The organism is Corallococcus sp. 4LFB, from assembly GCF_046520365.1.
Classification (GTDB): Bacteria; Myxococcota; Myxococcia; order Myxococcales; family Myxococcaceae; genus Corallococcus; species Corallococcus caeni.
The window spans coordinates 1-13,435 of sequence record NZ_JBKGHJ010000220.1; the positions used below are offsets into that span (position 1 = coordinate 1).

Below are 13,435 nucleotides of genomic sequence, written 5' to 3' on the forward strand. Positions count from 1 at the left end.
TCCATGGCTTGGCCGGGCGGGCCTGCGTCTCCACGGCCGCGTCCGGCACCTGCAGGGACAGGGCCTCGGAGGCCCCGTTCTTCTCCGGCGCGGCGGCGGGGCTCACCGCGAGCCTCGCCTCGTTGGCGCGGGCCTCCGCCAGCGCGGCCTGCTCCCGCGCCCGCTGCAGGTCACGGTCCCGCGCGAAGCGCTCGCGCTCCCGGCGCTGCTCCTCCTGGACGCGCGCCTTCGTGTCCATCTCCGCGATGAGCTCGCGCACCACGTCCGTGTTGGCCGGCTCTTCCTGCGACAGCGCCAGGTAGCGCCGGTAGAAGAAGGCCGCGCGCGCCGGGTTGTTCAGCTGCCGGTGGCACTGCGCGATGTTGAAGAGGAACGCGGGCAGCGGCTTGAGGCGGTACGCCTCGCTGAAGGCCTTGAGCGACCGGTCGAACTCCCCCAGGTCGTACGCCAGGTTGCCCTCGGAGAACTTCTCCCGCGCCGCGTCCTCCACCGCGGCGGTGGCCGCCGCGTCCTCCGCCGCCACCGCCGCCGGGAGCGGCGTCCCCAGCGCGAGCACGAGCCCCAGGCTCAGGGCCCTGGACTCACTGCGACGAGAACGGATCAATGACCGCATCCCTGCTTCCTCCCTTGCGGCCCGGCGCACGCGCGGGGGCACGACGCGGCCCCGCGCTCGCCTTCACGAGCGGCACGGTCAACTCCGCGGCGGCGGCACCCTGCTTCAACTCCACCGCCCGCTCCAGCGGAACGTAGCCCGCGAGTTCGACGCGCAACTGTGGCGGCACCGCCTGCCGGGTCAGCGCCTTCGTCAGCGGCGTGGTGCCCAGCTCCTCGCCCGTGTCCACGCGGACCACCTTCGCGCCCGGCGGCGACGAGTGCACCGTCAGCGTCACCGCGTCCATCGCGCCCGCCACCGGCGTCTCCGGCGCGGACGCCACCGCCGCCGGCGCCTGCTCCGCCTGGGAGGCGCGCACCGAGTGCAGCCCCGTCCACGTGGTGATGCCGGACACCAGCGCGAGCGCCGCCAGCCCCAACGACACCTGGAGCCGCCGGTCGCGCAGCAGGCCCGGCACCTTCATGCGCAGGGTGGGCCGCTCCGCCTCCTCCACCAGCCCCTCCATGCGCGGCGCCCCGGCCGGCGAGGTGGGCATCAGCAGGAGCGACGTGGTGACCTCCGCCAGCTGCTGCGGCCGGGCCTCCGGCTCCTTCGCCAGGCAGCGCATCACCAGCTCCGCCAGCTCCGGCGGCACCCGCTCGCCCGACGGCAGGTGCGACGGCAGGGCCGGCGGCGGCTGGGTGATGATCTGCACCACCAGCTGCCCGAAGGCGGACGCCTGGAACGGCGGGTGGCCGGAGAGCATCTCGTAGAGGATGTTGCCCACCGCGTAGATGTCCGCGCGCGCGTCCACCGGCAGGCCCGCGGCCTGCTCCGGCGCCATGTACGCCGGCGTGCCGATGATGGTGCCGTCCAGCGTGCCCGTGAGGCTCACGCCCGTCTGCGTGGTGATGAGCTTCGCGACGCCGAAGTCCAGCACCTTCACGAAGTCCTGCTGCCCGGAGCGCTGCGTGATGAAGAGGTTGTCCGGCTTGATGTCCCGGTGCACCACGCCCACCTGGTGGGCCGCGCCCAGCGCCGCGCACACCTGCACGCCCATGCGCTGCACGCGCTCCAGCGTCAGCCCCTCCTCCTTCAGGAGCGCCGCCAGGCTCTGCCCGCGCAGCAGCTCCATCACGCAGTAGACGTGCCCGTCGGGCGACTCGTCCACGAAGTCGAAGACCTCCACGATGTGCTCGTGGTTGATCTGATTGACGGTGCGCGCCTCCTGGAAGAAGCGCTGCACGAACGAGCTGTCCCGCGCGTGCTCCGGCTTGAGCACCTTGAGCGCCACCTGGCGCCCCAGCCGCACGTGCCGCGCCTGGAAGACCCGCCCCATGCTGCCTTCGCCCAGCAGCTTCTCCAGCTGGTAGTTCCCCAGCACCGTGCCCTCCTGGACCTCCTGTCCAGGTGGCGACATCACGGCCGGCATCCCGCCACTGTCGGTCACGGCATCACCCGATTCAGACAGCACGGTGTGAGCGAGGAGGTCGTCGGTGCCCATGGGGGGATCAGGTTTCCATGGCGGAGCGACCCTGCAACCCACGGGAGGGCATCTATCGTGCGAGAGACGGAAAAACTTTCGGCACGTGACGCTTCAATCGTCGTGCGCCACGTGGACAGGTGGCATGTGCGGCGTTCGCGCACCTTCTGTCCACGGACATTGAAATACTTCTCCATACAGCCCACTCCCGTCCTGTTCCCCCGGCTCAGGATGGTCGCCGCTCGGATGCGGTTGGTCAACGTGGGAGGAGGTCGTCAGGCACCGGGGGACAGGCGGAGTGTTCCCGGTCCTTAAAGGGGGCGGTGGACAGGTTGCCTGGCCTCCACGCGGCAGGGAGCCGGCTCGCATGGGGAAGCTTGCCGGGGGCCGGGGGGGTCCGCACTCCTCAAGAGACAAGGAGGCGTGAAGATGGCGGACAAGAGGCTCTGGATCCTGGTGGCCAACGCGAGTCGCGCCCGGCTCTTCGCCACGGATGCGAAGGCGGAGAAGTGGGACCTCATCGAGCAGTTCCAGCATGACGAGAGCCGGGCCAAGCCCGTCGACCTGTTCAATCAGCCGGACAACCCCAACGCGGGCACGCTGCACCGCCCGGTGCCGGAGGTCGAACCGGACGGCCGGCGGCAGCTGGAGCACGAGCGCTTCGCGCGCGAGCTGTCCGGGCGCCTGGACAGGGGCGTGGATTCGCACGCGTTCGACCAGGTGGTCATCGCGGCGCCGCCGGGGTTCCTGGGGCTGCTGCGGGGGCTGCTGAGCACGCGCGTGAAGCAGCGGGTGCGGCTGGACCTGGACGCGGACTACTCCAACCTGCCCGCGCGGGACCTGCCTGACCGGGTGCCCGTGTTGTAGGCGGCCGGTCGGCCGGGGGGTTCAGGGCCCGGGTTCTGGTATAGGAACCCGGGTCCTCTCCTTCGCGCCGGCGTGCCATGCCTTCTTTCGAACTGCCGTCCCTGACGCTGCGTGGGCGGCTGCTGCTGTACATGACCCTGGTGTCGTGCGTGCCGCTCCTGACGCTGACCGGGCTGCAGGACCGGCTGATGCGCCAGCAGACGGAGGCGCAGCTGGACGCGTCGCTGCGCATGGAGGCGGAAGGGTTCAAGGACCTGCTGGAGTCCACCCTGGCGGAGCGCGAGGCGAGCGCGCACAGCTGGGCGGAGGACCCCGTCCTGCGCCAGGCGCTGCGCACGAAGGACGCCTCGGCGAGCGACGCGATGCTGGCGCTCTTGCAGCGGCGCTACCTCACCCTCAACGGCATCGTGCTCTTCGGCGACGACGGCGTGGCGGTCTCCGCCAGCACGCCCGCGCTGCGCGAGGCGTACGCGGGGGGCGCGGAGGCCGTGCGTCAGGCGGCGTGGTTCCGTCAGGCGCAGGCCGGCGCCACCACCGCCGAGGGCGTGGAGGAGGAGGACCCCATCTACGGCGTGCACGTGCTGCCCCTGGCGGTGCCGGTGATGGACGAGCGCGGCCAGCGGCTGGGCGTGCTGCTCGCGGCGTTCGACTGGGGCCAGGTGGGGGAGCTGGTGAAGCCCGCGCTCGCCCGGGCCCAGCACCGCGGCCACCACAGCTTCTCCCTGGAGCTGCGGAGCGCGGATGGCCGGACGCTGTTCGACACGCGCAGGGGCGAGCACGACGACACGGGCCGCGTGACCGCGGTCGCGGTGAACGGCTCGGACGTGCGCGACGTGGGGGACGGGTGGAGGTTCCTGGCCCAGCTGGAGCCGGACGAGGCCTACGCGCCCCTCAACGGGATGCGCCGGCTGGTGCTGGGGCTGGCCGCCCTCCTCGTGGCGGGGGTGGGCCTGGGCTCGTGGGTGCTGGCGCGCGGCATCACCCGGCCGCTGCGCGCGCTCAGTGAGGTGGTCCGCCGCGTCGTGAAGGAAGGCGACCTCACGCAGGTGATGGAGGTGAAGGCGGGGCGGGACGAGGTGGGGGAGCTGACCCAGGCCTTCGGTCAGATGATGAAGAACCTGCGCGAGACGGCCACCAGCCTCCAGGAGGGCACCCACGTCCTCAGCGAGACGGTGGCGGAGCTGAACCTCGCCTCCGAGGTCCAGGAGCGCAACGTGGCCCGGCAGGCCGCCGCGCTCCAGGAGACGCAGGTGACGGCGCAGGAGATCAAGCAGACGTCGCTGCTGGCCGCGGAGAAGGCGGAGACGGTGCTGGGCGTGGCGGCGCGCGCGGAGGAGGTGGGCCGCGCGGGCGAGGTCGCCATCCGCGACAGCCTGGACGGCTTCCAGGGGCTGCACGAGCAGTCCGGCGAGATGGCCATGCGCATCGTGCAGCTCAACGAGCGCACGCAGCAGATTGGCGGCATCACCCAGACGGTGAAGGACCTGGCGGACCAGTCCAACATGCTCGCGCTCAACGCGGCCATCGAAGCGGTGCGCTCCGGTGAGCACGGCAAGGGCTTCAGCGTGGTGGCGCGCGAAATCCGCAACCTGGCGGATCAATCCATCCAGGCCACGGAGAAGGTGCGCGACATCCTGGGGGACCTGGGCCACGCCATCATCTCCACGGCGAAGATGACCGAGCAGAGCCACTCCAGCGTCGCGGAGGGCCTGGAGCAGGTGCGCACCAGCGGCGAGCACCTGAGGGAGCTGGCCACCATCGTCCAGGACAACGCCGCGGCGGCGCGGCAGATCGCCGGGGCGGTGAACCAGCAGAACGCGGGCATCGCCCAGATTTTCAGCGCGGTGACGGACCTGTCCTCCATGATGGTGGAGACGCAGACCAGCCTGAAGTCCACCACCGGCGCCGCGAAGCGGCTGCAGGAAGTCGCGGGCCAGATGGAAGGCGTCGCGCGGTCCTACCGCATCTGAAAGCAGGAGCCCCTGTGTCCGCCGTCCCCGCCGTGAAGGCCGTGCTGCTGGACCTGGGCAACGTGCTGGTGTTCCACGACAACGCGCTGCTCTTCGCGAGGCTGGCGGCGCGGGCGGGGCTGGAGCCGCGGGAGGCCGCGAGGCGGCTGACCGGCGCGGGGTGGACGGCGGCGAACCGGGGCCTGCTGGACGCGGAGGGCATCCGGAACGACGTGTGCGGCGCGCTGGGCGTGGACCTGCCCATGGCGGAGTTCGCGCCCCTGTGGAGCAGCCACTTCACGGTGCACGACGCGGTGCTGCCGCGCGTGGAGGGGCTCGCCGGGCGGGTGAGGTTGGTGCTGGTGTCCAACACCAACGCGCTGCACGTGGCCTATTTGAAGCCGCTGCTGCCCCTGCTCCAGCGCTTCGACGCCCTGGTGATGAGCTGCGAGGTGGGGCACGTGAAGCCGGAGCCGGCCATCTACCGGCTCGCGCTGGAGAAGGCAGGCTGCGCGCCCCAGGAGGCCGCCTTCTTCGACGACCTGCCGGAGTTCGTGGACGCGGCCCGGGCGCTGGGGCTGCGCGGGTACGTCTTCACGGACGCGCCCACGTTCGACTCGCAGCTCAAGTCCCTGGGGCTGTGAGCTACCGGTAGCGCGCGAGCGGCGGCTCGCCCTGGGCGGCCTCCGTCCACTTGAGCATCGCGGGCAGGCCCAGCACCGCGTCGCGGTACGGGACGTTCTCCGGACGGAACGGGACGCCGTAGGTGACGAAGCGGGTGATGACGGGCGCGTAGAACGCGTCCGCGATGCTGAAGGCGCCGAAGAGGAAGGGGCCGCCCTTTGCGTAGCGCTCGCGGCAGCCCGCCCACAGCCCCTGGATGCGCGCGATGTCCGCGTGCACGCCCGGCGCGTCCAGCCCCGGCACCGTCTTGCGCGCGCTGATGTCCATGGGGAGGTTCGTGCGCAGCGCCGTGAAGCCCGAGTGCATCTCCGACGTCACCGAGCGCGCCATCGCGCGCGTCGCGCGGTCCTCCGGCCACAGCTTCGCGTCCGGGAAGGCCTCCGCCAGGTACTCGCAGATGGACAGCGAATCCCACACCACGGTGTCGCCGTGCTTGAGCACCGGCACCCGGCCGCTGGGCGAGTGCATGGCGATGAGCGCCGCCGTCTCCGGCGTGTCCAGCGGCACCAGCACCTCCCGGAACGGCTGGCCGGTGTGGGCCAGGGCCAGGTAGGGGCGCAGCGACCACGAGGAGAAGTTCTTGGAACCAACGACCAGGGTGAGCTCGGACATGGCGCGGCACCTTACCGCCGCGCGCCCGGCCACAAGCCTCAACCGTCCGCGGGCGCCCGCTTACGGCCCAGCAGTGAACGCACGCGCGACAGGAGCGCACGCTCGTTCCGGGCCTCCGCCGGCGGGTCGATGCGGAACACCGCCACCGGCAGCCGGATGTTCTTCAATTCGTTGCGGCCCAGCCGCACGGGCGGCGCCTTCAACCGGCCCTCCAGCTGCGCGACCAGCGTCTCGCTGACGTAGACGGTGCCCGGGCGCGCCAGGGACTCGATGCGGGCCGCCAGGTTGACGCCCTCGCCGAAGACGTCACCGTCGCGGTGCACCACCATGCCCAGGTGCGCGCCGGCCCGGACGGACATGCGCTGCTCGGTGGGGACCGCGCGGTTGCGTGCGTCCACGGCGGCGCGCCACTCCTGCGCGAACGACACCGCGGGCAGGCCCGACTCGAACTCCAGGAGGAAGCCGCCCTCCTCCATCCGCTTCACCTCGCGGCCACCGTGGCGCGCGAGCAGCCCGCGCACCAGCTGACCGTGCTCCTCCTGCAGCGCTTGTTGTAGGGACTCATCCCGCCAGCGTTGACCTGCGGGGGCCTCCATGTCCGTGAACATGATGGCCGACATCGTCCGGGGCTCCAGAGCCTCCACCACCATCGTGCATCCTCCCTCCCCCCGGCGTCAGACGATCGCGATGCTACCGCACGACGGCGCCGGCTCCCAACCAGCCCGGGAAGGCGCTCGGACGGGGACGTTCCGGGGAACGCAACCGTGCGAAGACAGAGGCGGACACGCATCCGCACACCTACGGTAGTGCGCTCCTGACGCGACGCACCAAGCACCCGTGAGGTTCTGGCTCACGGGTGTCCGGCACCCGACGCGTCGCGGTGGAAGACGTCCAGTGCGCGTCAGGTGATGGGCGCGCTCCCCGTCCGCGCCCGGCCACGGAGGGCCCGCGGGCGATGATCCACTCAGACGAGAAGGTCCGGCAGATGGCGCGCTCGCTGCTGCCGTCGAAGAACCGGGAGGCGTCGCGCGCGGCGCGTGCGCGCATCCACCGCGCGGCCCGCCAGGAGGTGCGCCAGGAGCTGGCGCAGTGGCTCCGGTCCGGCGACGTGGAGGCGGACGTGCCGCCCTGCGCGCCGTGGGAGGACGCGAAGATTCACCAGCAGGTGTACTGGCGGCAGTCGGGCGACAAGGTGAACCCGTTCATCCGCTGGGCCACCGCGCGCACGCGCCACCTGCCGCGCGAGGACCGACGGGGCCATGCGCGAGGCCTGCTGCCCCGCGGCGTCATCGGCGACCACGCGCTGGGCCACCTGGTGTGGACGGACGCATTCAGGGATCCCCTTCAGGACAGGTGGCGCCAGCGCCAGCTGCTGCGCCAGAAGCAACAGCGCAAGGGCGCGCTGCTGGACCGGGGTGAACAGGCGCGGCTGCTGCGCGCGCTCCTCCTGGAGCCCGAAGGCCACCGCACCTTCAACCGCTTCCTGCGCGAGCGCTACACGGGGACGCGGACGTTGAACGGTCAGGCCGCCGCGAACCGGAAGCTCGAAGCACTGCCGGCCCACCGCCCGCTGCTCGGCGTGCACGACGTGAACCCCTTCCTGGACTCGCTCCAGCCGAACGCCTGGGGCTCGCGCTTCCACACCTGGGGCACGCTGACGCCGCCGCTGCACTGGGTGCGGCTCTTCCTCCAGCGCTTCAAGGCGCACCGGGGACACATCCCGTCCGTGCGCGCCGCGCTGGAGGCGGAAGGGCTGCTGAGCCGCGCTCCTTCGGCGGCCCGAGCACGCAAGCCCCCGGGCCGATGAGCCCCGGAGGCGACCCGCCGCCGTGTCCGCGCACCGCACGAACGGGTCCGACTGTCGGACAGGTTTGGACGACCGCGCCGGAGGGGCCCCGGCCCCACCCGAGCAGCGGAAACCTGTCCGACTGTCGGACAGGTTCAGGACGTGCCGGCCCGGAGGCGGGCCTCGTGCCGGCCGGGGGGACTCAGCGGGCCGGAGCCGCGGACGCCGCCTGCGCGCCCTTCAGCTCGTTGACCACGCGCGTGCGCCGTAGACGTGCTCCAGCGCGGCGAGGATGCCGTCGCCGTGCACCGCCACCGCGCGGTTCGTCTCCGGCGCGTAGAGGTAGCGGCCGCCCAGCGACGGCAGGTTGCCGTCGAAGATGAGCCCCACCACCTGCCCGTCGCGGTTCACCACCGGCGAGCCGGAGTTGCCGCCGATGATGTCGTTGGTCGTCGCCATGTCCAGCGGCGTCGCGTCCGGCACCTTCCCCTTCGCCTTCACCCACGGCGCCGGCAGCTTGAAGGGCTCCTTGCCCGTGTCGCGCCCGTACGCGCCGCCGAACGTGGTCAGCGCGGGCACCGCCTTGCCGTCGTCGTCCCAGCCCTTCACCTGCCCGTAGTTGAGCCGCAGCGTGAAGGTCGCGTCCGGCGCGCCCGCGGTGCCGTTCACCAGCAGGTACGCCTTCGCCAGCCGCTCGCCGTTGCGCTTGAGCACCGCCTCCACCGTGTCCTCGTAGCGCTTGCGCGACGCGCGCGTCTCCGCGTCCACCTTGCGCGCCAGGACGATCATCGGATCCTTCGACGCGTCCACCGCCGCCTTGCCGCCGTCCAGCAGCGCCTGGCGCACCTTCACGTTGCCCAGCTTCGAGCCGCGCACCAGCGCCTTCGCCAGGTCCGCCGGGGCCTCCTTCTCCAGCACCCGCTTCACGAACGGATCATCCGCGCCCAGCGTCTCGCGCAGCTTGTTGAAGCCGAACGTCAGCGTCAGCGCCTCCAGCTCCGCCGGGATGGGCGCCTCCCGCAGCAGCCGCTGCTTCAGCGCCGGGAGCTGGCCGTCGGTGTACTCGCGCAGCCGCTCCCCGTTGGGCTTGGGCAGCTCGTCCGCCGCGCGCACCAGCGCCTGGGCGTAGGAGAACAGGTCGGAGCGGAACGCGTCCCCCGCGCCCTTCATCCGGTAGTCGTTCATCATCCGGCGCCACGCGTCCAGCGCCTGCGCCGTCTCCTCCCACATGCCCTGCGTCAGCGCCCGGGCCTGGGGGTTCGCGTCGATGCGCTTGCGCAGGTCCGCCTCCTCCTGCCGCTTGCGCGCGAGGACCGCGGGGTCCGCCAGCGTCTCCTGCCGGCCCTTCAGCGCCTTGAGTCCGTTCTCCACGCCGCGCAGGCTGGAGCGCGCCACGCGGTAGCGCTCCGGCGACGCGCTGGTGAACTCGCGCAGCGCGCCGCGCATCTCCGCCAGCTGGAGCAGCGTCTGGGGCAGCGCCACGTCGCGCTGGAACTCCAGCTCCGCCACCGTGCTCTTGCGCTCCGTGCCGCCCGGGTGGCCGGAGACGAAGACGAGGTCCCCCTCCTTCGCGCCCTCCTTCGCCCACGGCAGGTAGTCCGGGCTCTTCGCCGGCGCGCCGTCCTTCCACACGCGCACGAAGGACACGTCGTAGCCGTAGCGCGGGAAGTTGAAGTTGTCCGCGTCCCCGCCGAAGGCGGCCATGGAGAACTCCGGCGCGAACACGAGCCGCACGTCCTGGAAGCGGCGGTACTTGTAGAGCTGGTACTTGCCGCCGTTGTAGAGCGTCACCACGTCGCAGCGCACGTCCGCGCCAGTGGTGCACGCCCCCTCCACCGCGGCCATCTCCTTCTTGAGCGCGGTGTTGAAGGCCGCGCCGGACAGGCCCTTCGTCGCCGTGTTCATCCGCCCGGTGACGTCGGTCATCTCCACCAGCTGGTTGGCTTCAATCTTGGGACAGCGCCGCTCCTCCCTCGCTGACTTCGCCTGGAAGCCCTTCGCCAGGAGGTCGTCCTTCGCGGTCGCCAGCTCCTCGATGCAGCTGCGCACGCAGTGGTGGTTCGTCATCACCAGGCCGTCCGGCGACACGAAGCTCGCGGAGCAGCCACCGGCGAGCCGCACGGAGCCCAGGCGCACCTTGTCCAGCCACGCCTGGTCAGGCTCGAAGCCGTAGGCCTTCTTCACCTGGGCGGCGGGAAAGGCGTCGTAGGTCCACATGCCCTCTTCCGCCGCGGCGGGGAGGGACGACAGCAGGCCAAGCGCGAGCAGTCTGCGGTACACGGGGAGTCTTCCTTCGTGAGGAGGGGAAACAGGCAGCCGGTTTTGTCAACGCGGCCGGGCGCGCGTCAACCGCTTGGGACGCCGGGTATTCCAAGCCCATCCCGGGAGCGTGGGCTATGCTGGTGGGCCCATGTCCGTGAAGCACCACGTCTACCTCGTCCCCGGCTTCTTCGGGTTCACCAACCTGGGCGAGCTCCTCTACTTCGGCCACGCGTACGAGTTCCTGAAGCAGGACCTCGCCCGGCGGGGAATCGACGCGGAGGTGGTGACGGTCGTCTCCCATCCCACCGCGTCCATCCGCCAGCGCACCGCGGATCTGCTCAAGGCCGTGAGCGAGACGGCCTCCGGGGACGACGGCCCCATCCACCTGGTGGGCCACTCCACCGGCGGCCTGGATGCCCGGCTGTTCGTCTCCCCCGGCGCGCAGGTGTCGGAGTCGCTGGAGCTGGAGCCCTTCGCGCGCCGCGTGCGCACGGTGGTGACGCTGTCCGCGCCCCACGCGGGCACGCCGCTGGCCACGTTCTTCCTGGGCCTCTTCGGACAGCAGCTCCTGAAGCTCCTGTCGCTGTTCACCATGTACGTGCTGCGCTTCGGCCGGCTGCCCTTGAGCGTGGTGTTCCGCTTCGGGCACCTGATGGCGCGGGCGGATGATCAGCTGGGGTGGAAGGCGACGCTGCTGGATCAGCTCTTCGACCAGCTGCTGGGGGACTTCTCCAGCGAGCGGCGCGACGCGGTGACGAAGTTCCTGTGGGACGTGGGGCGCGACACGTCGCTCATCCCCCAGCTCACGCCGGAGGGCATCGACCTGTTCAACGGCGGCACGCATGACCGGCCCGGCGTGCGCTATGGCTCCGTGGTGACGCAGGCCCGGCCCCCGTCCCTGCGCACGCGCCTGGCGGCGGGCCTGGACCCGTACGCGCAGCTCACGCACACCATCTACGCGTTCGTGTACGGCCAGACGCAGCGGATGCCGCTCACGCAGCTGCCCCTGCACACGCCCGCGCAGACGGCGGCGCTGGTGCAGGCCTACGGCGCCATGCCCGGCCCCACCGCGTGCGACGGCATCGTGCCCACGCGCTCGCAGGTGTACGGCCGCGTGCTGGCGGCGGTGCGCGCGGACCACCTGGATGCCATTGGCCACTTCGACCAGCCGGCGCACCAGCCCCCGCACGTGGACTGGCTCATCTCCGGCTCCGGCTTCCGCCGCCCCCAGTTCGAGGCGATGTGGAAGACCATTGGCGACTTCCTGATGGAAGAAGAACCGCCGCGGTAGCTACCCGCGCTTGAAGACGGCCAGGAAGCGCGACTCCGCGACGCACTGGCCGTCCGTGCCCAAGAGGCGCACCGGGATCCACGCCTCCGCCTTGTCCCCCGTCGCGCGCAGCTCCGACGCGAGCTTCTGGAGCAGTTCGTCCCCGGGCTCGCACACCGCGCTCACCGCCGTCTTCGCCTTCGCGTGGAAGGCGACCTCCATGCGGTTGACCAGCATCTTGTACTGGCTGGGCGGGAAGCGGCGGAAGAGCATCACGCCCATCGTCAACTCCATCACCGTCACCTGGGCGCCCAGGTACACGCTGCCCACGTGGTTCTTCGTCTTGCGGTCCAGCGGCACCGTCGCCTTCACGCGCGCGTCCGTCACCTCGTCCACGCGGTAGCCCATGGCCGCCGCCAGGGGGACGATGTTCTTCACCGCCAACGTCGTCAGCGCGTTCGCCGCGCCCGGCGACACCCGCCGCACCTTCTCCACCAGCTCCAACGCGAACATCCGGTCCTCCACCCTTCCCGTCTGACTTCCGGCGCGCATCCTAGCCACCCGCCGCGTCCGGCGTAGAGTCCGCCGCCCTATGGACGCAAGGGTGGACGTGGTCGTCATCGGCGCGGGCGTCGCGGGACTCACCGCGGCCCGGGACATCGCTCGCACCGGCGCCACCGTCGCCGTGCTGGAGGCGCGCGACCGGGTGGGCGGCCGCACCCTCACGCGCGAGGTGGGCGGCGGGCTCGTGGACCTGGGCGGCCAGTGGGTGGGCCCCAGGCAGCGCCACGTGCTCCGGCTCGCGGACAGCCTGGGCCTCCAGCGCTTCCCCCAGCACCACCAGGGCACCAAGGTGCTGGAGGTGCGCGGCGAGCGCCGCACCTACCAGGGCAAGGTCCCGTCCCTGCCCCTCCTGTCGCTGCTGGACTTGCAGCGCATCGTCTGGAAGCTGGAGGGCCTGGCGAAGCGCGTCCCCAAGGAACAGCCCGCCGCCGCGCCGAAGGCCGCCGAGTGGGACGCCCTCACCGTGGAGGAGTGGAAGCAGCGCCACGTGCCCACCTGGGGCGCTCGCGCCGCGCTGGACATCGCCACGCGCGCGGTGTTCGCGGCGGAGCCCTCCGAGCTGTCCTTCCTGCACTTCCTCTCCTACGTGCACTCCAACGGCGGCCTCATGCCGCTCACCGAGATTGAAGGCGGCGCCCAGGCGGAGCGCTTCGTGGACGGCGCGCAATCCCTCTCACGGCGGCTGGCGGAAGGGCTGCCCCCGGAGCGCGTCCTCCTCTCCGCGCCCGTGAAGGCCCTGCGCCAGGATGCTCGCGGCGTCACCGCCACCACGGAGGACGGCCGGGCCCTGCGCGCGCGCTACGCGGTGGTGGCCACGCCGCCCGCGCTCGCGGAGCGCATCGACTTCGGCGCGGACCTGCCCTCGGGGCGCCGCCGCGCGCACGCGGACCTCCCCATGGGCAGCGTCATCAAGGTCGTGGCCACCTACGCCACGCCCTTCTGGCGCGAAGCGGGCCTGTCCGGCGAGGCCGTCAGCGACGTGGGCCCGGTGCGCCTGTGCTTCGACGACTGCGGCCCCCACGGACACCACCCCGCCCTCGTGGGCTTCTTCCTGGGCGACACCGCCCGCGCGTGGACCGGCCGCCCCGCCGTGGACCTGCACCGCGCCGCGCTGGCGGACTTCGCGCGCTTCTTCGGCCCCCAGGCCCTCACGCCCGTGGCCATCGCGGCGCTGGACTGGAAGCAGGAGGCGTTCAGCACCGGCTGCTACGTGGGCCTGCCCCGCCCCGGCACCCTCACCGCCATGGGCGACGCGCTCCGGGCCCCTTCGGCCGCGTGCACTGGGCGGGCACCGAGACGGCCATCGAGGGGTGCGGCTACCTGGACGGCGCCGTGGAGTCGGGCGAGCGCGCCGCCACGGAGGTCG

At 72.0% G+C, this 13,435-nt stretch carries 10 protein-coding genes and 2 pseudogenes; 6 read left to right on the forward strand and 6 right to left on the reverse strand.

Going from position 1 to position 13,435, the window contains the following annotated elements:
- Both ACLEQD_RS22665 and ACLEQD_RS22670 read right to left on the reverse strand, forming a co-directional pair.
- Nucleotides 1–613: tetratricopeptide repeat protein (locus tag ACLEQD_RS22665; protein WP_410386664.1), on the reverse strand; the 613-nt coding region annotated here is incomplete at its 3' end.
- Nucleotides 582–2,096: a serine/threonine protein kinase gene (locus ACLEQD_RS22670; protein WP_410386666.1), complete on the reverse strand. Its 1,515-nt coding sequence runs from the start codon at nucleotides 2,094–2,096 to the stop codon at nucleotides 582–584. The genes ACLEQD_RS22665 and ACLEQD_RS22670, both read right to left, overlap by 32 nt.
- Before the next feature lie 408 nt (nucleotides 2,097–2,504).
- Here ACLEQD_RS22670 and ACLEQD_RS22675 point away from each other — a divergent pair, with 408 nt between their 5' ends.
- The 3 genes from ACLEQD_RS22675 to ACLEQD_RS22685 all read left to right on the forward strand — a co-directional run bounded on the left by ACLEQD_RS22675 (nucleotide 2,505) and on the right by ACLEQD_RS22685 (nucleotide 5,535).
- Entirely contained in the window at nucleotides 2,505–2,942 is a 438-nt protein-coding gene (locus ACLEQD_RS22675; RefSeq protein WP_410386668.1) for a host attachment protein, read from the forward strand.
- Nucleotides 2,943–3,019: 77 nt separating this feature from the next.
- A complete protein-coding gene (locus ACLEQD_RS22680; RefSeq protein WP_410386670.1) occupies nucleotides 3,020–4,912 on the forward strand; it encodes a methyl-accepting chemotaxis protein in 1,893 nt (630 codons plus the stop codon).
- 14 nt (nucleotides 4,913–4,926) lie between these two features.
- Nucleotides 4,927–5,535, forward strand: coding sequence for an HAD family hydrolase (locus tag ACLEQD_RS22685; RefSeq protein ID WP_410386672.1), 609 nt, complete (start codon nucleotides 4,927–4,929; stop codon nucleotides 5,533–5,535).
- A 1-nt stretch (nucleotide 5,536) separates the two neighbouring features.
- On the opposite strand, the gene ACLEQD_RS22690 is transcribed toward ACLEQD_RS22685, so the two are convergent.
- Nucleotides 5,537–6,187 carry a glutathione S-transferase family protein gene (locus tag ACLEQD_RS22690; RefSeq protein ID WP_410386674.1) on the reverse strand — a complete coding sequence of 217 codons (651 nt, stop codon included), beginning with the start codon at nucleotides 6,185–6,187 and terminating at the stop codon, nucleotides 5,537–5,539.
- A gap of 38 nt (nucleotides 6,188–6,225) precedes the next feature.
- Nucleotides 6,226–6,837: an adenylate/guanylate cyclase domain-containing protein gene (locus tag ACLEQD_RS22695; protein ID WP_410386676.1), complete on the reverse strand. Its 612-nt coding sequence runs from the start codon at nucleotides 6,835–6,837 to the stop codon at nucleotides 6,226–6,228.
- A 305-nt stretch (nucleotides 6,838–7,142) separates the two neighbouring features.
- Between ACLEQD_RS22695 and ACLEQD_RS22700 the strand changes: the two genes are divergently transcribed.
- Entirely contained in the window at nucleotides 7,143–7,994 is an 852-nt protein-coding gene (locus ACLEQD_RS22700) for a hypothetical protein (RefSeq protein WP_410386678.1), read from the forward strand.
- 181 nt (nucleotides 7,995–8,175) lie between these two features.
- On the opposite strand, the pseudogene ACLEQD_RS22705 reads toward ACLEQD_RS22700, so the two are convergent.
- Nucleotides 8,176–10,253 (reverse strand): annotated as a pseudogene (locus ACLEQD_RS22705) (S46 family peptidase).
- 130 nt (nucleotides 10,254–10,383) lie between these two features.
- Between ACLEQD_RS22705 and ACLEQD_RS22710 the strand changes: the two are divergent.
- Entirely contained in the window at nucleotides 10,384–11,526 is a 1,143-nt protein-coding gene (locus ACLEQD_RS22710; protein WP_410386680.1) for an esterase/lipase family protein, read from the forward strand.
- Here the strand turns inward: ACLEQD_RS22710 and ACLEQD_RS22715 are convergent, their stop codons facing one another.
- On the reverse strand, nucleotides 11,527–12,018 hold the full coding sequence (locus tag ACLEQD_RS22715) for a DUF4442 domain-containing protein (RefSeq protein ID WP_410386682.1): 492 nt from the start codon (nucleotides 12,016–12,018) through the stop codon (nucleotides 11,527–11,529). It lies immediately after the preceding gene.
- Between the two features lie 79 nt (nucleotides 12,019–12,097).
- On the opposite strand from ACLEQD_RS22715, the pseudogene ACLEQD_RS22720 reads away from it, so the two are divergent.
- Nucleotides 12,098–13,435: pseudogene (locus tag ACLEQD_RS22720) on the forward strand (flavin monoamine oxidase family protein); the annotation flags it as partial.